Origin of the sequence: Haladaptatus sp. DYF46, assembly GCF_021083305.1 — an archaeon.
GTDB lineage: Archaea > Halobacteriota > Halobacteria > Halobacteriales > Haladaptataceae > Haladaptatus.
Map to the genome: position 1 here is coordinate 256,847 of NZ_JAJFAY010000005.1, position 20,177 is coordinate 277,023.

A 20,177-nucleotide genomic window follows, 5' to 3' on the forward strand; every position below is an offset into this window, starting at 1 on the left:
TCAGAGCTCTATTTGGTTCCGTATCTGCTTCGCCGATCGATCGCACGCCTCCTCGGGGGATATCTTCCCGCGGACGGCCTCCTGGAAGAGTGGACCGGCGATGTTGTACTGGATGGCGTTCATCTTCGGATGGCTGGCCCATCCGTTCTCCATCCCGTCGACGGTCGTCTCCAACGTCGACATGAAATTGCTGTTACCCAACGCCTCGTCGTTTTTCAACCCGTCCCAGACGTCCTTCCTGACCGGGAGCGTCGCCAAGGAACGGGGGACCTCCTTCTGGAAATCCTTCGAGAGGAGCTTGTTTATCCAGTCGATGGCCGCGTCCTCGTGTTTCTTCCAGACGTCCTTTTTCACGCCGTCCGGCTTTCGCATGAGAGCGACACACTGCGTGAAGAAATCCCCGCGGTTACCCGCCTTGCCCTTCCACGAGGGGGCGAAAACGATCTTCCCGTCCTTGAGCATGTCCTTTGCACGGCTTCGGAACAGACCGAAATCCTTCGTGCTGCCCTGATACATGCTCACGGAACCGGATATCAGGCTCTGGGCGACGGCCTCGTTCGACGCCGTCGGGGCTTTGTCCGAGGAGAGCCCGTGCTTTTGGTAGATGTCGACGTACTGCCTCGTCGCCTTCTTCCAAGCGTCGGTGTCGTAGTTCACGTCCGACCAATCCTTGTTGAGGTACATCCCGTCGTACCCTCCATCGGATGCGGCCCACGTCACGAGGGCCTCGTCGGTGACGTCGCCCTGTGCACCGTAAATCTGGAAGCCGTAGTCCCCCGGTCCGTTCTTTTGTAGCCGTTTCGCGACCCGAAGGAGGTCCTGATAGTCCTTCGGCGGGAAATCGTCCTCGATGGAGAGTCCGGCCTTCTCGAAGTGGTCGGCTCGCGCGATGAACGGCGCGCCCACCTCCAATCCGATCGGGACTTCGTAGAGTTTGGCGTCGAAGCCTCGATAGCAACTCTCGGCCATTTCAAAGGCCCACTCGACGTTTTTCAACGCGTTCGAGTCGAGTCTGTCCTTGTACTCGTCGACCGGTTTCACCCAGCCGGGGTCGATGAACTGCCCGTTGAGAGAGTTCGTGGAGTCGTAAATGACCGGACGGTTCCCGTTTTTGATGTTGTTCTTCCACTTCCCGCCGTTGATGTCGTCCCAACTCGCCCAGTTCATCTTCATCGGCACGTCGTGATTCGACCCGAACTCGTCGACCGACGACTCCATCAACTGCTTTGCGACCTCCGATTGGGAGTGGAAGTACTCCCAGTATTCGAAATCCTTCCCGCCTCCGCCGGAGCCGTTCCCATCGGTCACGGCGCTAAGGCAGCCGGAAAGTCCAGCGATTCCACCGATTCCAATCGTTTTGACAAACTGTCGTCTTGATGCCTCAACCGACATGGTTTGTCACAAACAAACATACCCATATAAATCTTTGGTGGGAATGTAATACTTTCACTCTCGATCACATTCCGTATCATATAAAATCGGGAGAAAAACATTGATATACTCCCTTCGAACTGTTTAGACTACTGCCACAGGACCGGACCTGTTGGCGAGCTACACTATGAACGACGAATCAGCAGACATCCTCGTACTACGAAGTGACACACACGGATTGCCGGCCGAAGAGTACGCGGCCATGCTCGACGAACGGTTGCCGGATCACCGCGTCCATCTCGCCCGTACTCCCGCGGAAGAGCGAGACGGAATCGAGCAAGCGCGGGTCGTCACCGGCGTCGATATCGACGAAGAGCTACTGGAACACGCGGAAAACCTGCGGTTGTTCGCCGGCGTGGCGGCGGGCTACAACCACCTCCCGCTCGAAACGTTCTCCGAGATGGACGTCACGGTGACGAACGCGTCGGGTATTCACGCGCCGAACATCGCGGAACAGGTCCTCGGCTACGTGCTTTCGTTCTCGCGCCGCCTTCGAGAAGGGTGGGAGCGCGAAAAGCGTCACGAATGGCGACATTACCAAGCCGAGGAGCTGAAAGGGAGCACCGTTACCGTCGTGGGATTGGGGGCCATCGGAACGGCCATCGTCGACCGATTCGCCGGATTCGATGTCCACACTATCGGGGTTCGGTACACGCCCGAAAAGGGCGGTTCGACCGACGAGGTCATCGGGTTCGAACGGGAGGCGTTCCACGACGCCTTGTCGAGGACGGATTATCTCCTCATCGCCGCACCGTTAAGCGACACGACGCGTGACCTCGTTTCCGAGGAGGAGTTCAAGACGTTGCCACCGAACGCGAGGGTGGTCAACGTCGGCCGAGGGAAGATAATCGACACCGACGCCCTGATCTCCGCGATCCAGAAAAATCAGATCGACGGTGCCGCACTCGACGTCACCGACCCCGAACCGCTACCGGTGGACCATCCCCTCTGGCAGTTCGAGAACGTCACGATTACACCTCACAACGCGGGCCACAGCCCGAAACACTGGGACAGGCTGGCGGAAATCGTTGCGGGTAACGTGAATCGGCTCTCGGAAACGAACGGTACGGAAGGGTTGGAAAACGTCGTTCGATCGTAACCGGCCGCCAGCCAACCGGCGTCCTTCCCTCGGAGCACGCGAACGTGCCGCTTCAGCGTTTGAAGACTCCTCCCGCGAAGGAATTACGTTTAAATCGAACTGTTGCATCGATAGGGTATGAACGAGAAGACGACTAACGACGACATCACGAGCGGTACCGGGCCGAGTACGCTCGGGTCGGTCGAGAAGGCGTTTTCCATCCTCGAACAGCTGAAGGTCGACGAACGGGCAGGTGTTTCGGACCTCTCGAACGAGCTGGACCTTCCGAAGAGTACGGTTCACATCTACCTTCAAACGTTCCAACAACTGGGATTCGTCGTGCGGGACGGAAACGACTACGCGCTCAGTTATCGGTTCCTCGAATACGGCGGACGGATACGGAACCGTTCGAAGCTTTACCAGGTCGCGAAATTGGAAGTGGATCAGCTCGCGACGGACACGGGCGAAGTCGCAAATTTGGGCATCGAGGAGGATGGATCCCGTATCTTAGTTTACAAGGCCGGCGGTCGGGACGCCATTCACGACAACGCTCCGATCGGGGAGTATACGCACATGCACTGGACTGCGCTCGGGAAGGCGATGCTGGCGGAGTTTCCCCGCTCCCGCGTCGAATCGATCATCGAAACCCATGGACTCCCGAAAGCGAACGAACACACGATAACGGAAGCGGATGCGTTGTTCACGGAGTTGGAGCGAATCCGGGAGCAGGGATATTCCGTCGAGGATCAAGAACGGAGACGGGGCGTCCTCACGATAGGGGTTCCGATCATGAATCGTAGCTCCGACGAGGTTATCAGCGCGATTTCGGTTTCGGGTCCGAAAAGCCGTCTGGACGCCACCGAAACGTTTGACGACCTCGTCAGCGCGGTCAAACAGGCGGCAAACGTGATCGAACTCCGCTATTCACACTACTAGTTCCGCCGTGTGATATCGGTGAACGGGGACATCCGGTGGATTCAACCATTTTGAACGACTTTCGACTTCCCCACGGTATAATCCCACCCGGCGCATTTGGGATTACAAACATAGGTCTGTAACACCGTTCCCAACTACGAGATCACCGGAAAATTCCGGTGTTCCGCTTCGAATCGGACGATAGGGCGCGGATTTCGGTGTGAAAGGCCGATAACAGCAGGGCGAAGCCAATTTTGGAAACGTCACCCACCGGCTTTCTCATCCATCTCTCGACGAGGTATTCAATACTATTGAACGCTATTTCGTGATATACCTTCACGGGTGTGGAATTTGAATTACTGTTTACCCATTTTATCAGATCAGGGAGAGACCACCGATGAATATTGCAATCAATTCAATGGGGAAAATTGTATGTCGTCGACCGCGTATTTTGGGATAATATTGTAAAATTCTCACACAATAGTGATGGAGTCAAAAATCCACCATTCGTGTATATGAAGCATAGGATCGTCATAGCCACATTATATGGAATAGAACTCCGGTATTCACTAATGAATGGCGGTAGGATGGTACGCTAGTGTGGGGTTTCACGATGCGTCGTCGATAGTGTATTTTCCGACTTTTACACTATTCTTCGGAGGTTCCCGGGGTCGATGCCCATCGGGGCTCCGTACGGGAGAGGAAGCGGTGATCGGCACTCGATCCGCTATCAGTTCCAGATCACTTCTGCTTCGACGTACAAATCCGCGTTCAAACGGGAAAGCGATTCGTGGGAAGTAGCGTTACGGTATCGACGGGTACCGTAGGCTTAGACGGCCACGCCCGGGTGATTCTGTTCCCGACTTTGGTTCGGAAACGGCGTGTGTATCGATAGATCGGAGGATCGAACCAGTTCCCACCACGTGCAACCGTCGATATCGAACCTCGCGGTCACGACGCCGGTCGTGATCAGTCGCGAGTTTTCGCTATACGACGAGCAAGGAAAGCAACGCGATCCATAGCAGAAACGCGAACACGGCTCCAACGACCAGCCCCTTCCAAAACCTGTGATGTTGCTGGTGTGAGCGAGCGGGCAAAGGCGCGTCCTGCTTCGACCAGTGGCAATCGAGGATGCTCTCTTGCTCGGTTTGCATTTCCCAGTGATCCATAGCATACGTACGAGACCATCATAAATTGTTATGCACTGCCTTCTAAACGATATGCATGGGTTACTAAGTAAAGACACGCATAGCATGAATTCATTCCGAGCGGCGTGGCGTCGATGGCGATGTCATGGGGTTCTCGACCGCGTTCTAGAGGAATACGAATGCACCGCCGAATCACACGTAGCGAACCATCAGTGGATTTATGCTTCGTGGGTCGAAAAACAACGTAATGTCTTTTTCAGCAGTCCGTACGTCGGTGTTTGCTGACGGGTCGAACGGTGGAAATCCCTGCCCGGTCGTACTCGATGCGGGTTCCCTTACGGCGGAGCAGATGCGTTCTCTGGCCGCTGCTTGGAACCAGGAAAGCGTATTCGTTCGAGATTTAGACGCATCCGAAAATCGCGTACGGATTCGATTTTTCGTGCCGAATCACGAAATGGAAATGTGCGGACACGGCATGATCGCCTGCATCGCCGTCTTGGTCGAACGCGGGTTACTCGATTACGGTGATATCCGCGTCGAAACGGAACTCGGACCCGTCGTAGCCTCCTGTAGGGAACGGGACGGTACACTCCGTGTTTCGCTTGACCAATTTCGGCCATCGTTTGCCGACACGAATCCGCCGAAAGATGCCGTTGCTCGGGTTCTCAACGTCTCGGTAGACGAAATCGCGACGGAACTCGGCCCGATTCGTTCTGTCTCCACCTCCAGACACAAGCTACTGGTTCCGCTTCGGAACGCCGCGATACTCGACCAGCTAGCCCCCGATTTTGAAGCACTTTGGGATCTGTGTGACGAGTACGAGACGACGGGGTTCTATCCGTTCGCGGTCTCCGAAGACGACGAAATCGATGTCGAAGCACGGCAGTTTCCGAGTCGTGCGGGATACGTCGAAGATCCCGCGACGGGCGTGGCTGCCTGTGCCCTCGCCGCATACCTGACGAACTACGAGGTGTTCGATCCGAAAGGCGAGGGTGAGCGAACCGTTCGCATCGCGCAGGGTCGTGCGATGGGGAAACCGAGCCTCCTTCGCTCTCGAGTCGAAGTGACAAACGGTACGATCAGCACGACACGGGTCATCGGTAGCGCCGATATCGAGCGCGAAGAGACCGTCACGGTGAAATAGGTCTCAACTCGGGTCGGTCGTTCGTGACTCGTGTCCCAAATCGAAATATACGTCGCTGAGATCGCCGCGAGTGATGAGTTACGTTCCGGCCGTGCGTGCAAACGCCGTCCGGAACGGGAAACCACCGAAACCACTGTCCTCGTCGTCGGTCGGCCGGACTGAGCGGCGACACCGGTGTTCAGACGGGTTCGCGAGCCGTCATTGTTCTCAATCAGGGTGCGCATAACAATAGTTGATGGGGTGTTCGAATGTATCATGAGCGTCATACGGTCACGCATCACGATGCATCGTCTCCTGTTCATCGCCGGACTCCTCTTGTTCGCTATGGGAGTGGAACAGATAGCCGCCGTACCGTAAGGTGTGTCGTTTCTTCGGCCACGAAAAATGGGAGACGATCGTCGAGCGAGCGCAACTGGAGAGCGAAAATCGCACCCACCCGTCCCCGGGCTCAGCGAACTCGTGCTTGCCAGTGAACGGGTTCCGGCGAATCGACCGGTTCGCCGTCGATGCCGACCACGGCGGCGGTGAACGTCTCGTCGCCGATTCGGGTCGGGAACGCGCGGTTGGCGGATTCCGTTTGGAGGACGACGTTCGTCGGGGACTCCGCGAGTCCATGGGAGATCGTCTCACCGTCCGCGACGGTCGCTCGGCCGCCGTTTTCGCAGTGAATATGGTCGGCAGACAACGTAGCCATCACGGCAAATGATATTGTTCGTTTATTACAATACAATTCCTCCAAAATCGCCTCTCGATGCGTAATTCATCAAGCGCCAAGTACCGATACAGCGACTGCATTTCCGCATACAGTCACCGAAACGGTGATTGGAAGAAAATGACGTCTACGGCTAATTAGTTCGATCAGAGGGCACTATCCATCAGCTTGTGTGAGATCGTCATATCAAATCATATATGATTACCGTAAAATTTATTTATATTTATCTGATATTATACCATTATTCTTCCGTCTCGAGGGTTCGAGAGACGGATGGGAGCCAAGTAGTCGTGTATTAAGTTCCCATTATAATACTATCAAATAGCCTCGGAGTCGAAGCCACACGGCTACGGCGATCGACTACCGACACGGCGAAGTGATGGTCGAATCGGAATGGCACAATCATACGAAACAGGATTCACCATATCTGAATACTCTGTTTGATATATTGGGAGAATCGTGACGATCGCACTGAAATTGGGCTTAATCGACCCTTGCATTACAATACTATGACTGTCATGCGCTTTGGGACGACACCGACAACGGTGCTACGGGCGGAGCAACTCGCTCAGTATAGCGATACTACCGCATTGTTCATATATACTGATTCGAGAAGGGAGATATTCGTGAAGACGTGTAACAGTTCGGTAATCGAACGTATCGATCGGAAGTACCGTCTCCTCACGGTCGATCATCTCGGTGACGCTACGGAAAACACGGTCCACGGATCGGTGCGACGCCTTTCGGACAGCGACACGCTGAGCGACAACCTCGTACCGAGTCTCTCACATCCCATGACGGAAACCACTCATCAGTGAGTCTGACAACCGTCCCCTCGACTGCAACCTCGTTCAGCTAAGCTGAAGACGGGGTAAAGGATCGTAACCAGTTTATTCACTCACGAGAGAACCATCCGAAACGGATGACCGACGTCGATCAGGCGTAGAATTACAACGGTCAGCTGTAGAAAAGCTTTCAAACCCCGCGATGATTTGAGTCGATACGGTCCTATAGAAATGGAACGAATCACTGACTACGAACTGTTCGAAGTACCCCCCCGTTGGTTGTTTCTGCGCATCGAGACGACGGGCGGCACGGTCGGTTGGGGTGAACCGATCGTCGAAGGTCGCTCTCATACCGTCAAAGCCGCCGTCGAGGAACTGATGGAGAACTATCTCCTTGACAGACCCGTCGATCGGATCGAGGACCACTGGCAGACGATGTATCGTGGCGGGTTTTATCGCGGCGGTCCCGTCCTCATGTCGGCTATCGCCGGCATCGACCAAGCGTTGTGGGACATCAAGGGGAAGCGCTTCGATGCACCGGTGTACGAGTTGCTCGGCGGGTCCGCACGCGATCGGATTCGAGTCTATCAATGGATCGGGGGTGACCGACCCTCGAAGGTCGCAGATGAAGCGAAACGGAAAGTCAATGCGGGGTTCTCGGCGTTAAAGATGAACGCGACCGAGGAAGTAGAACGCGTTGACAATCCGGCCACCGTCAGAGACGCGGTGACCCGTCTACAAAGCGTCCGAGACGCCGTCGGAGACGATATCGACATCGGGGTCGACTTTCACGGACGTGTGACGAAACCAATGGCCAAACGCCTCGCAAAGGCACTCGAACCGTACGATCCCCTGTTTATCGAAGAACCAGTATTGCCGGAACACAACGACTCGCTCCCGGAAATCGCGGCCCACACGACCATTCCTATCGCCACGGGCGAGCGGATGTACTCTCGGTGGGACTTCAAAGAAGTGTTCGAATCGGGCGCGGTGGACGTGATCCAACCCGACCTCTCGCACGCCGGTGGTATCACCGAGGTGAAGAAGATCGCTAGCATGGCCGAGGCGTACGACGTTGCGCTTGCGCCGCATTGCCCGCTCGGACCGATTGCACTCGCGTCGTGCATACAGATCGATGCCTGCACCCCGAACGCCCTCATCCAAGAACAGAGCCTAAATATCCACTACAACGAAACCAGTGACGTCCTCGATTATCTCGCCGACCCATCCGTCTTCGAGTTTGAGGACGGCTATGTCTCCGTCCCCACGACACCAGGACTCGGGATCGAGATAGACGAATCGTACGTCCGCGAACAAGCCGAGAAGGACGTCAATTGGCACAATCCCGTATGGAGACATGATGACGGCAGCGTCGCCGAATGGTGAGTTGTATTCGTGAAGAGCAGTCCTTCGGTCCCAGTGGGATGGCGGTAGCTGAAGGCTAGTCGATACCGCGGACGAAGTCCGGGCAAAGAACGCCCCGTAGGCGACGGCGCTTATCTTCGGCGCGGAGGGATCGGTCCGGCAGGATGCTTGAATCGACTTCCTACCGGAGATTGAGTAGTTCCCAATCGAAACCATATCCCTCGATCCGATACCTATTTCGCCGCTCGATCGGTCTTGTCAATCACCGATGTCCGGGAGCACACAGACTACGAACGTAGTGAACGGAAGACACGAGGGGCGCGTCGTTCTTGTCACCGGATCGACACGTGGAATCGGCGAAGGTATCGCACGCCGGTTTGCCGCCGAAGGTGCGTCAGTTGTCATCACCGGTCGCTCCGAGAACGCCGGTGAAACCGTCGCCGATGGTATCCGTAGGAGCGACGGAGAGGTGACGTTCGTTCCGGCGGACATGCGCGATTCCGACGAGATCGAAGCACTCGTCGAACACACCGTCGACACGTACGGCCGAATCGACGTATTGGTGAACAACGCGGGCGTTCAGACCGAAACGACGGCCGAGGACGCTACGATCGATGACTGGGAATTCGTGATCGAGACCGACTTTCGTTCTTTCTGGCTCTGTGCGAAGCAATGTCTCGAGCACATGCGACCGGGCGGGACGATACTTAACATGTCCTCGAACCACGCGTACCTTACGATGCCGAAACTGTTTCCGTACAACGCCGTCAAAGCCGGTATCAATGGAATGACTCGCGCGCTCGCTCTGGAACTCGGGCCTCACGGTATTACGGTCAACACGATCAACCCCGGTTGGGTTGAAGTCGGACGAACGAGGGAGGAGCTCGGCGACGATTACGAGTACACCGAGGAGATACACCCGGTCGGTCGGCTGGGAACGCCGGATGACGTGGCGGGTGTCGCCGCGTTTCTCGCGAGCGACGACGCGTCGTTCGTCACTGGCGAGAGCCTGCTCGTTGACGGCGGTAGGACGGCAGTCATGCAGGACGAACGGTATCGAGCGTACCGAACACGTGTCGAGTGACGAGAACGGCGATAGCGTCGAGTCGTCCTTCGGACCGCTCAGCACCGACTGTCGGGGACTGCGCCATCGCCCGTGAACGGGCGAAACTCGAAGGTGAACGCCATCGGTTCGGGATCGACCCGATACTGTTCGAGCGTCGCCGGACCACAACTACCGGATCCCAACCCGCAGTGCACGTAATCGAGCGAGACGTACACCGCGTCTCGACGGGGTAGCTCGTGGTCGTGGTCGGCCGTCTCGAGGTCATCGACGCTGTAGCGGTGCCCCCTGAAATCGAAGGGTGTGCCACCGGTGACGTGGACGCCGACACCACGACCGTCGCTGAACGTAACCCATCGCGTGTCGGTCCGGTTGCCGTTGTCCTGCGGCCTGACGTAGGGCGTGTGCAGGTCATCGACTGTCTCCGCGTAGCGACCGAGGAGCGCGGCTTCCTTGCTGTCGACGTACGCTTCGCCCGGACCACGTCCGTACCACGTCACCTCGTCGAACTCGTCTTCGAGCGTCAGGTCGAGTCCGACGCGCGGGAGTGACGGGAGCATCGAGAGGTCGCCTTCGGGTTCGAGATGCGTCTCGAGAGTGACCGTCCCGTCGCGGTCGACGGTGTAGGTCTGTCGGACGCCGAACCCGTGGTCGAAGATGGGCGGCGCGAGTCGCCCTTCGACGGTGATCCGTACTCGCCCGTCCCCGTCGATCTCGTGGGCGACGCGGTCGGTACGGAATTGGAGGGTATCGAGACCGTTCTCACGCCATAGTTGCGCGAATCCGACCGTCTTGATGTCCGTGGGCGAGAGAAGCGTCTCCTCATCGTATCGTTCAACCATCGTCGTGAGGAGCGTCCGGGATAACGGCAACCCGCGGTCGTTGTCCGTCGGTGCGCGCCACAGTCCGACTCGTGGCCCATCACGGAGCAAGTCGCGACCCTCGTACGAGTACGAATCGACGATGCCGTACGTCGTGTCGAAACGCAGTCGGAACGTCCCGTTCGAAACGACGAGGTCGTCGCCGACCGTCTCCACCGTCAGCGGTGCGTCAAATCCGGTCTTTGACTGGGATTTTTCGGTGGCGAGTTCGAATTCCGCCGTCGAGACGGTGTGACCGTGTGTCGCCCACGCCGTATCGGCTGCGAGCGTGATATCGACCCGAAGTACGGCTTCGTGGTCGGTCTCGACGGAAATCGCTCCCGTCGGAAGTTCGATGGTCGCGCGTTCACCGGGGTCGACGGACGGGAGGTCGAGGGTGCCGCTTCGAACCGGCTGACCGTCGGAGAGGACGCGCCAATTCGCGCTGAGATGACTCAAACCGCGGAAATCGTAGCGGTTCTCGACCAACAGTTCCCCGGACGCGGGGTTACCCGAGAGGGCGACCGGTTCGACAACCTTCTTGTACTCGATCAGACCCGGCGAGGGCGTTCGGTCGGGAAACAACATCCCATTGATGTTGAAGTTCGTGTCGTTAGGTTCGTCGCCGAAGTCGCCGCCGTAGGCGAACCACTCGCTTTCTTCGTCGTCCGTCCGTCGAAGACCTTGGTCGATCCAGTCCCAGACGAATCCGCCCTGTAGTCGGTCGTGTTCGTAGAACAGGTCCCAGTAGTCCCGGAGACTTCCCGGCCCGTTTCCCATCGAGTGGGCGTACTCACACGGAATGACGGGCGTATCGGGATTTTCCTCTTCGGCCCACGCTTCGAGTTCGTCGAACGTCGGGTACATCGGGCCGACGATGTCGACTAGTTCTTGGTCGAAATCCTGTTCGTAATGGAGGGGCCGGGTCGGGTCCCGCTCACGTGTCACCTCGGCCATCGCCCGGTGATTTGCACCGAATCCGGACTCGTTTCCGAGAGACCAGACGATCACGCTCGGATGATTCTTGTCGCGTTCGAGCATCCGAACCATCCGGTCGACGTACGCGTCCTCCCACGCGGGGTCGTCGCTGATGTGCTCGATCGACTCGGCGAACTCCATTCCGTGGCACTCGATGTCGGTTTCGTCCAGTACGTACAGGCCGTACTCGTCACAGAGGTCGTAAAAGCGCGTGTCGTTGGGGTAGTGTGCCGTCCGGACGGCGTTGAGGTTGTGGCGTTTCATCAGTTCGACATCCTCACGCATCGTCTCGATGGGTACCGCCCGCCCGTAGTCGGCGTGGAAGTCGTGACGGTTAACGCCCCGGATCGTCACCGCCTCACCGTTGACCCGAAGTTGCCCACCAGAGACCTCGACCTCGCGAAATCCCACCGTCTGCGTGACGGTGGTCTTCCCCTCGGCCCCCGGGAGGGTCAACACCAGTTTATAGCAGTTCGGGGTCTCCGCCGTCCACTTCGCTGGATCAGGCACTTCGGTATCGAACTCGACCGTCGTCGTCGCGTCCGCATCGACCGTCACGGACGCTCGGTCGAGTTCGAGCGGGACTACGCTCCCATCCGGGTCACGGAGAACGATCGACAGATCGGCCGAAGATTCACTGCTTCCGACGTTCGCTACGTCGACAGCGACGTTGAGGGTAGCATCGACGTACTCGTCGTCTAGTTCGGTCCGCACGTCTACGTCTGCGACGTGCAAGTTCGGAAGGGAGTAGACGTAGACGTCGCGAAAGATCCCGCTCAGCCACCACATATCCTGATCTTCGAGATAGCTACCGTTCGACCACTTGTACACCCGGACGGCAAGCGTGTTCTCGCCGGGAGTGATCGCGTCGCTCACGTCGAACTCCGATGGGAGTCGACTCCCTTCGCTGTAGCCGACCTCCTCGCCGTTCACCCAGACGTGGAACGCGGAATCGACGCCCTCGAAGTGCAACCGTACCTGCCGGCCGGTTCCATCCTCGGGTATATGAAACGTACGCCGATACGACGCGGTCGGATTTTCGGTCGGAACCCGTGGTGGATCGACCGGAAACGGGTAGACGACGTTCGTGTAGTGGGGATCGCCGTATCCCTCAGTTTGCCAGTTCGAGGGGACCGTGATTTCGTCCCATTCCTCCGTCTCGTAACCGGGATCGTGGAACTCGTTCGGTGCTTCGGCGGGAGAGTTCGCGAGGTCGAACGACCACTCGCCGTTCAGTGCCGAAATCCACGGTGACGCACTTCGGTCGCTTCGGAGCGCGGTCTCCTCCTCGCGAAACGGGAGGACGTCGACGTGAGGGTCCAGTCGGTTGCGTTCAATTACTTCCGGATTGTTCCAATGGGTACCCATGATACTTCGAGAAACAGAACGGGTGCGTATGGTTGTTTCGGTCAACACGACGATCCGACGGTAGCAACACCAGCGTCGGAGAACCCCCGACACGTATCGACGTGATCACCGATTGTCGTACTTCCAGGAGTCGATCGGTACTTGACCGCCGTCGACGCGTAGCTCGTGGCCGTTCACGTAGTCGGAGGCGGGAGATGCGAGAAACGCAACGGCGTTTGCGATATCCCCGGGTTCAGCGTACTTACCGAGCGGATTGTTGGATCGAATCTGCTGATGAGTCTTCTCCGAGAAATCGTCGACCATTCGGGTGTTGGTCCACCCGGGCGCGACAGCGTTGACGCGGACCCCCTCACGTCCGAACTCGAGCGCGAGGGATTTCGTCAGGCCCAATAGCGAGAACTTCCCGACGTCGTACTCCGGTGACATTCCGACGCCGTTTTTCGTGTGGATCGAGGTGATGTTGACGATTTTACCGTATCCCCGATCGACCATCCCATCGACGGTGGCCAGAATGCAGTTTATCGAACCCCAGAGATGGACGTTCAAGTTCAGCTCGAAACGGCTCCGGATCGTTTCTTCCTCGCTCGCCAGAAACGGTCCGGCGTTTCCGACTCCCGCATTGTTGACCAGAATATCGACGTCACCCATTGCTGCCGTTCCTTCGTTTACCAGCGACTGAACCTCGTCCTCGTCGCTCACGTCCGCGGCGATGCCGATCGCATCGCCGTCTTCACGGAGTTCCTCTGCGACCGTTTTCGCGGAGGATTCTTCGAGGTCGTTTACGATAACGTTGGCCCCGAGGTCTGACAGTTCGTGTGCTATCGCTCGTCCGTTACCCCTTCCCGCTCCGGTGACAAGTGCAGTCCTTCCGCTAAGGTCCAAATCCATGTAGTATAATTCGTATGGTTCGTATTAAGAACTCGGATCGGTTAACACGATTGCGTGACATATTCATGGGCCGTTCAGGTGCATGAAAGCGACGGTATGCGATACGTTGACGCCGGAGTCCCAGGACGATCGAATCGTGTTACGAAAGGATAATTCTGCGTGGGTAAAACTGGATAGATAGACGATGGATTCTGGACGATATCATCCCCAGTGAGTACTAACGCAAGCATCCAAACGTATAATACCGTCTTCCATGAAGTTCGGAACGAGACTTCATGCCCACCTACGACGGCCACCGAGACAGGGTGATCTCTCACCTCCCGTGGCGAGAGATTCCAGAATCGATGAGAGCGAGACAGACGGAATGGCAAACGTTTCTCCGCGACGAGTACGACCTACGCATCGGTACCGATGCGTTCATCTCGGAAGAAGCAGTGATCACCCTCCCGAACGGAGAGATCGGTGACGACACCATCGTCGCCAGCGGGGCGATCATCCGAGGAAACGTCTCCATCGGGGCAAACTGTTCGGTGAACCCGTACGTGAACATCGCAGGCAACGTTACGATCGGCAACGGCGTTCGAATCGCCTCCACGGCCAGCATCTGGGGAGAGAATCATGTGTTCGAAGATCCCGCCACCCCGATTCACGAGCAGGGGAACCGATACGAAGGAATCGAGGTCGGAAACGACGTGTGGATCGGCGCGGGAGCGGTCGTCCTCGACGGGAGCGATGTGGGTTCACACAGCGTCATCGGCGCGGGAGCCGTTGTCACGTCGGACGTCCCCGAGTATGCGATCGTCGTCGGCAATCCAGGAACGATCGTCGGCTATCGAGGGGGGAGAAACGAAGTCACCCCTCGTTCCGATCTCCGTGGTCGCCTGTCCCAGTTCGGGGAGATGGTAGCGGAACAGATCTCTGACGTGATCTCCACCCATAGACGCGATGCTCCGGAGAGGGGCCTCCCTGATCATCCCGATTCGACGCCCGTTCGTGCCCTATGCGATGCCGTGGAGATCGCGGGAATGTTCGACGGGACTCCGCCGGGATGGAATCGGGCGGATCTGGTAGAAGAGCTACAGAATCTTCAAGACCCGGATACCGGGTTACTTCCAAATCCGGGTGAAACACCCTCGGGAGACCGCGACCCGACTTCACTGCCGCCGGAGTGGAGACCGTATCACATCCTTTCAGTGGGATACGCTCTCGAAGTCCTCGGTGAAACGTTCGAACACCGGATATCCGCCGTCGACGATTGTTCGCCCGAAAACCTATACGAACAGCTCGAAGAACTCCCATGGGAGACCAACGCATGGGGCTGTGGGGCTTGGATAGATCACTACGCGACCGGACTGTACTTCAACCACCGATACTTCGACAGCGATCGGTCGCTTGCATCGGTGTTCGGTTGGCTCGAGACGTCAGTCGATCCGGACACGGGCCTCTGGGGCGAACCGACGGCTGACGAAGGGTGGCTCCAACCTGTGAACGGTTTCTATCGGGCGACGAGGGGAACGTACGCTCAGTTCGGTCTGGAAGTACCGTTCCCGAAGGCGACGATCGACACCATGCTACGTCACGGGCGTGATTCGACTCACTTTCGAGCGACCTCGAAGAACGCGTGTAACACCTTGGACGTCGTCCACCCGCTGTGGCTGTGTGGGCAACAGACGGACTACCGCCGAGACGAAATCGAGGAGTGGGCTCGTGTCCAACTCGATCAGATACTGGACCACTGGCACGATGGCCGAGGGTTCGCGTTCAATCTCACCGACGAACGGCCGACGCTTCAGGGTACGGAAATGTGGCTCAGCGTCATTTATCTCCTCGCAACCGTCTGTGGAATGAGCAGCGAACTCGGATACGAACCCAAGGGAATCCACCGGACGGACACCGGATTCCATATCTATCGGCGGTAACTATCGTTGGACGGACTCCCTCCTTTCTTGCTGAACGTTTCGATGGACTCCGAGTGGCGATCTATATTTGCGTCTGGCTGGGGCTGATTTCGTCGGTTTTCGTTTTTATAGACGCTCCGGTCTGCGTGTCGAAGAGATACACCGACTCTTCGTCAAACCGGATCCCGACCTGGTCGTCAGGTTCCGGTCGAATGGATGCGTCCGTCCGTGCGACGATCTCTTTCCCTCCGAGTTGTCCATAGATGAAGTTCTCGTTGCCCATCTTCTCGACGACGCTCACAGCCAACTCACTCCCCGAATCGTCGATTTCGATATCTTCGGGCCGAACACCCATGCGAAGTCGTCGGTGATCGCCCGTTTCGTAGGTAGCCATTTCGTAGGTAAACCCATTTGGTCCGATGAGGGTTTGCCCCTGAACTTCCACGTCGAAGAGGTTGATGCTCGGGCTTCCGATGAAATCCGCTACGAATTCGTTGGTCGGGTTTCTGTAGAGCTCCTCCGGAACGTCGATCTGTTGGAGAATCCCATCGCTGAGTACGGCGATTCGATCACCCATCGCCATCGCTTCCGTTTGGTCGTGCGTGACGTATATCGTCGTGACATCCAGATCGTTTTGGAGCTCCTGAATCTCGGTTCGCATCCCTGCTCGGAGCTTAGCGTCCAGATTCGACAACGGTTCGTCCATGAGGAACACACCCGGTTCACGAACGATCGCGCGGCCCAGGGCCACACGCTGTTGCTGACCGCCGGATAGCTCCCCCGGCTTTTTCGACAACAGATCGTCGATTCCCAACATCGTCGCGGCGTCAGTCACGCGCGAACTGATCTCCTCACTCGATAATTTCGACGAGAGCTTGAGACCGAAGCTCATGTTTTGTTCCACGTTCATATGCGGGTACAAAGCGTAGTTTTGGAACACCATCGCGACGTTGCGGTCGCGTGAGCGAAGGTCGTTTACGACCCGACCGTCGAAGTGTACCTCTCCTTCGGTGATACTCTCCAATCCGGCGATGCATCGGAGCGTCGTTGATTTACCACACCCGGAGGGTCCGACCAGTACGATGAACTCTCCGTCCTCGATTTCTATGTCGAGGTCGTCGACCGCAACGATCTCGCTGTCTTCGGTGTTGTACGTCTTCTTCAGTCCATCGATCGTAATCTCTGTCATGATTATTACTCCTTGACCGCTCCCGCGAGGATTCCGTTTACGAAGTGACGCTGTAGAGCGATAAAGACGATAAGCATCGGCACAATCGCGATCAGCGCAGCGACCATCAGTTGATCGTAAGCGGGTACCTGTTGGCTCATAATCTTCGTTAGTGCAACGGGTATCGTGAACTTTTCCTCTTGAAGCACGACGAGCGGCCAGAGGAAGAGGTTCCACTGGAAGAGGAACAGAATCACGGACAGAGCCGCGATACCGGACTTTACCGTCGGGAGCGCGACTCGATAGTAGAGTTGGAACTCCGTAGCACCGTCCATTCGCGCGGCTTCCAACAGCGAATCCGGTATCGACTGCATCGTTTGACGCATGAAGAAAATCCCAACCGGATACGCTGCCCATGGGAGAATAATCGCCGCGAACGAGTTAGATATTCCCATGTTTGAGACCAGCAGAAACAGTGGAATCACGAGCAGGTTGATCGGAATGATGAGCGTGCCAAGGATCGCGAGGAAGAGCAACTCTTTGTACTTGAAGTCATACTTCGCGAACGCAAATCCACTCATCGAGCACAGAATAAGCGATAACACCGTGTACAGACTCGCCACGATGATACTGTTTAACACGCTCTGATAGTAGTTGACGCTTTGGCGCTCCGCCAACGCTTGAGCGTTGTCGATGAAGTGTGATCCGGGAAGCAATCGAGGGAAACCCCCGGCACTGCCGAGAATCTCGGTCTGTGGAAGCGTCGAAGCGACGAGTAGCCAGTATATCGGTATCATTACGAACAGGACCGCGGCAATGACGAACCCGTAGCCACCGAACTTCCACAGTGCCTCGTTTAGGTCTTTTTCGTGCATCTCAATCAGCCACCCGGAACTGGAGTAGGGACATGGTTGTAACGATCGCGACAAGCAACACGGTCAAAGCGGAGCCGTACCCTAATTCGAGGTTCTGGAATGCGACCTGATATATGTAGTACACGACCGTCCGAGTCTCTTCAAGTGGCGCACCGGAGGTGATCAGTATCTGTGGCTCCGCGAACTTCTTGAAGATAGAAATCGTGCTCGTGACGATAATGAACAACAACACCGGCTTCAGCTGCGGCACCGTCACGTATCGGAATTTCTGGAGTCGAGTTGCTCCGTCGATCTCCGCCGCTTCGTACAGTGATTGAGGAATCGTCTGGAGTCCGGCGAGGAAGATGATCATGTTGTATCCCGTCCATCTCCACACGGACATGAACGCGATCAGGTTTCTAGACCAAAACCCGTTTTGAAGCCATGCGATCGGATCGATTCCTAAGAGAACGAAGAGGCTGTCGGCCAATCCCCCTTCGGCGACGATCGCGATGAAGACGACCGAGTAAGCGATCGTGTTCGCGGCTGTCGGGATCAGAAGGAGACTCCGAAACGTATTCCTGAACCGTATCAGCGCCGAATTTAGCGCAATCGCTAATGTGAGCGGAATGATCACCATCGTCGGGATCAGCACGGCAAACAGATACACCGTGTTGAACAGCGCTTGATGGAGAACGTTATCCGTCAACATTCTCTCGAAGTTTTGAAGACCGACGAATTGCAAGTCCACTACCCGAGGAACGACGATATAGCTAATACCGAGATTGACCACGAACAGTGGGTCCGTAGATACTCCCTGATATCTGAAAAACGCCAGCACAAGCGTGAAAATAACGGGGAATACGAGGAAGATGGCGAACAAGACGATCATTGGGGTCAGTAGCACCAACGGTGCGTTCGAGACCGATGGGAACTTCTCGGACAACCACTGGCGTTTAAACCGTAGATCGTCGTAGAGTTTATCCAGTCGTATCCGACCCTCGGTTGAACTCACTTAAGCAACACCCCGATTTGTCTGTTTCTTGGCCTCCTCCACGGCGTTCTTGAGGCCTTTCTCCGGGCCGAGATTCCCGTAAACCACCTTTCGTAGCTGCGTGTTGATGATATCCATGACCGTCGGAGTATCCACGGTGAAGCGATGGGGAGGAATGTCCTCTATTTGCTCGGTCCACAGTTGACCGAGTTTCTGCCCGCCAAAGAACTCGAATCCCTTGTCGAACACGTCGTTCTCGTACGCGGGTTTATACGCGCTGAAATTCCCGACATTTTCGAAGAGCCAAGCCATCTCTTCCGCGTTGGCGTTCGTCTTCAGCGCAAAGTCAAACGTCCGACGAGCGACATCGTCGCTCACCTGTTTGGGAATGCAGAGCCCGGAACCACCGCGGTTACTAGCCCGAGGGCCACCTTTCTCGAAGGCGGGGAGTTTCATGGCTCTCCACTTTCCGGAGGTATCACTCACTGACTCTTGGAGCGTCGAGTTGAACCAAGCGCCCGAGCAGTATCCCGTGATTGACCCCTCGCTGAACCCGTTGAACCACTGTTGGCTCCAGTTTGTCACTTTACTCGTGAGACCTTCATCTCCCAATCGATGTAGTAGCCGAAATACCCTGAGACTGGTGTCGTTATCGAATGCGAGGTTCCCCTCGCTGTCGAACGTCTGGCCACCCAGCTGCCAGTAAAGCATTCGCCAGTACAAGTTCAGTGCAGCGGATGGGACCGAAAGTAGTGCCGTGTCGTCCGGGAGCTTCTTTCCTTCCTCGATCAGTTGATCCCATGTCTCGATATCAGTACTGACTCCGTGTTTTTTCCAGACGTCGTTCCGGTAAAACAGACTCGTCGGGTTGATATCGTATGGAATTTCATACGTCTCTTCACCGGTACTGACGCTTTCCCAGATGGACGACGGGAACTCCTTTTTTATTCCTGCCTCTTCGATCCAAGGGGTGAGATCTCGAAGACCGCCGGTGTCGGCGACCTGTTTTAGCGACGAGTACTCGATCATGGCGAGCCCAGGCGCGTCGCTCCCCGACAGAAGTCGCGTCTGCAGCCGATCGATGATCTCGTCGTAACCCATGTTCGTATGGTTGATGGTGACGTCGGTTTCCTCCTCGTACTGTTTCATATGGTGGTCCCAACTCCCACTCATCTCCCAGAACTTGAAGGAGTCCGCCATCTCACCGGAGAGTCCTCCGGACTTATCGTCCGAGGAGTCCGGGGGTGCATTTGAACTGATACAACCTGCAAGACTCGCAACACTAACTCCGCCGAGCATCGCTAGTAGATCGCGTCGACTACGGACATTGTGCTCACCTGTCATGGCTAACACAGCTAAGGTAACGATGTACTATGATAAAGATTCCGGTGAGAGCTGAGTTATGATATGAGCGCATCTGAACGTTGCTGCTTACCGGATAACCCCGCATGGCCTTGCGATTGCGGCTCTCTGACAGCATCCCGCGTGACGGACAGCGTCGCGAGAATTAATAAAATCCAGTCATCTT

General features: G+C 56.6%; 14 protein-coding genes. 6 read left to right on the forward strand and 8 right to left on the reverse strand.

Going from position 1 to position 20,177, the window contains the following annotated elements; all coding sequences use genetic code 11:
- Window positions 1-1,392, reverse strand: coding sequence for an extracellular solute-binding protein (locus tag LJF34_RS21440; protein ID WP_231187670.1), 1,392 nt, complete (start codon window positions 1,390-1,392; stop codon window positions 1-3).
- A 166-nt stretch (window positions 1,393-1,558) separates the two neighbouring features.
- On the opposite strand from LJF34_RS21440, the gene LJF34_RS21445 reads away from it, so the two are divergent.
- The 3 genes from LJF34_RS21445 (at window position 1,559) to LJF34_RS21455 (ending at window position 5,716) form a co-directional block, all read left to right on the forward strand.
- Complete coding sequence (locus tag LJF34_RS21445) at window positions 1,559-2,530, forward strand: D-2-hydroxyacid dehydrogenase (protein ID WP_231187672.1); 972 nt, start codon at window positions 1,559-1,561, stop codon at window positions 2,528-2,530.
- 117 nt (window positions 2,531-2,647) lie between these two features.
- Complete coding sequence (locus LJF34_RS21450; RefSeq protein WP_231187673.1) at window positions 2,648-3,445, forward strand: IclR family transcriptional regulator; 798 nt, start codon at window positions 2,648-2,650, stop codon at window positions 3,443-3,445.
- Between the two features lie 1,374 nt (window positions 3,446-4,819).
- The gene (locus LJF34_RS21455; RefSeq protein WP_231187675.1) at window positions 4,820-5,716 is read left to right on the forward strand and encodes a PhzF family phenazine biosynthesis protein; all 897 of its coding nucleotides are present in this window, start codon (window positions 4,820-4,822) and stop codon (window positions 5,714-5,716) included.
- 448 nt (window positions 5,717-6,164) lie between these two features.
- On the opposite strand, the gene LJF34_RS21460 is transcribed toward LJF34_RS21455, so the two are convergent.
- Window positions 6,165-6,410, reverse strand: a complete 246-nt coding sequence (locus LJF34_RS21460) for a hypothetical protein (protein ID WP_231187677.1) — start codon at window positions 6,408-6,410, stop codon at window positions 6,165-6,167.
- 1,034 nt (window positions 6,411-7,444) lie between these two features.
- Here LJF34_RS21460 and dgoD point away from each other — a divergent pair.
- Complete coding sequence (gene dgoD, locus LJF34_RS21465) at window positions 7,445-8,599, forward strand: galactonate dehydratase (protein ID WP_231187679.1); 1,155 nt, start codon at window positions 7,445-7,447, stop codon at window positions 8,597-8,599.
- 277 nt (window positions 8,600-8,876) lie between these two features.
- Window positions 8,877-9,662 (forward strand): SDR family oxidoreductase, encoded by a 786-nt coding sequence (locus LJF34_RS21470; RefSeq protein WP_231187681.1) that lies wholly within the window; start codon window positions 8,877-8,879, stop codon window positions 9,660-9,662.
- Between the two features lie 38 nt (window positions 9,663-9,700).
- Here the strand turns inward: LJF34_RS21470 and LJF34_RS21475 are convergent, their stop codons facing one another.
- Together LJF34_RS21475 and LJF34_RS21480 are read right to left on the reverse strand one after the other, a co-directional pair.
- Window positions 9,701-12,847 carry a glycoside hydrolase family 2 TIM barrel-domain containing protein gene (locus tag LJF34_RS21475; protein ID WP_231187683.1) on the reverse strand — a complete coding sequence of 1,049 codons (3,147 nt, stop codon included), beginning with the start codon at window positions 12,845-12,847 and terminating at the stop codon, window positions 9,701-9,703.
- Window positions 12,848-12,952: 105 nt separating this feature from the next.
- Entirely contained in the window at window positions 12,953-13,735 is a 783-nt protein-coding gene (locus LJF34_RS21480; RefSeq protein WP_231187685.1) for a glucose 1-dehydrogenase, read from the reverse strand.
- 275 nt (window positions 13,736-14,010) lie between these two features.
- Between LJF34_RS21480 and LJF34_RS21485 the strand changes: the two genes are divergently transcribed.
- Entirely contained in the window at window positions 14,011-15,654 is a 1,644-nt protein-coding gene (locus LJF34_RS21485) for an acyltransferase (protein WP_231187687.1), read from the forward strand.
- A 61-nt stretch (window positions 15,655-15,715) separates the two neighbouring features.
- Here the strand turns inward: LJF34_RS21485 and LJF34_RS21490 are convergent, their stop codons facing one another.
- From LJF34_RS21490 to LJF34_RS21505, 4 genes are read right to left on the reverse strand one after another with little or no spacing between them, the layout of a single operon-like run.
- On the reverse strand, window positions 15,716-16,822 hold the full coding sequence (locus LJF34_RS21490; protein WP_231187689.1) for an ABC transporter ATP-binding protein: 1,107 nt from the start codon (window positions 16,820-16,822) through the stop codon (window positions 15,716-15,718).
- Window positions 16,823-16,827: 5 nt separating this feature from the next.
- On the reverse strand, window positions 16,828-17,676 hold the full coding sequence (locus LJF34_RS21495; protein ID WP_231187691.1) for a carbohydrate ABC transporter permease: 849 nt from the start codon (window positions 17,674-17,676) through the stop codon (window positions 16,828-16,830).
- 1 nt (window position 17,677) lies between these two features.
- On the reverse strand, window positions 17,678-18,670 hold the full coding sequence (locus tag LJF34_RS21500; RefSeq protein WP_231187693.1) for a sugar ABC transporter permease: 993 nt from the start codon (window positions 18,668-18,670) through the stop codon (window positions 17,678-17,680).
- A complete protein-coding gene (locus LJF34_RS21505) occupies window positions 18,671-19,849 on the reverse strand; it encodes an extracellular solute-binding protein (RefSeq protein WP_231187696.1) in 1,179 nt (392 codons plus the stop codon).
- Window positions 19,850-20,177 lie beyond the last annotated feature (328 nt).

Coding starts and splice junctions, on each gene's coding strand:
- LJF34_RS21440 (WP_231187670.1), bottom strand. CDS start 1,392: ATGTCGGTTGAGGCATCAAGACGACAGTTTGTCAAAACGATTGGAATC.
- LJF34_RS21445 (WP_231187672.1), top strand. CDS start 1,559: ATGAACGACGAATCAGCAGACATCCTCGTACTACGAAGTGACACACAC.
- LJF34_RS21450 (WP_231187673.1), top strand. CDS start 2,648: ATGAACGAGAAGACGACTAACGACGACATCACGAGCGGTACCGGGCCG.
- LJF34_RS21455 (WP_231187675.1), top strand. CDS start 4,820: ATGTCTTTTTCAGCAGTCCGTACGTCGGTGTTTGCTGACGGGTCGAAC.
- LJF34_RS21460 (WP_231187677.1), bottom strand. CDS start 6,410: ATGGCTACGTTGTCTGCCGACCATATTCACTGCGAAAACGGCGGCCGA.
- dgoD (WP_231187679.1), top strand. CDS start 7,445: ATGGAACGAATCACTGACTACGAACTGTTCGAAGTACCCCCCCGTTGG.
- LJF34_RS21475 (WP_231187683.1), bottom strand. CDS start 12,847: ATGGGTACCCATTGGAACAATCCGGAAGTAATTGAACGCAACCGACTG.
- LJF34_RS21480 (WP_231187685.1), bottom strand. CDS start 13,735: ATGGATTTGGACCTTAGCGGAAGGACTGCACTTGTCACCGGAGCGGGA.
- LJF34_RS21485 (WP_231187687.1), top strand. CDS start 14,011: ATGCCCACCTACGACGGCCACCGAGACAGGGTGATCTCTCACCTCCCG.
- LJF34_RS21490 (WP_231187689.1), bottom strand. CDS start 16,822: ATGACAGAGATTACGATCGATGGACTGAAGAAGACGTACAACACCGAA.
- LJF34_RS21495 (WP_231187691.1), bottom strand. CDS start 17,676: ATGCACGAAAAAGACCTAAACGAGGCACTGTGGAAGTTCGGTGGCTAC.
- LJF34_RS21505 (WP_231187696.1), bottom strand. CDS start 19,849: ATGGCGGACTCCTTCAAGTTCTGGGAGATGAGTGGGAGTTGGGACCAC.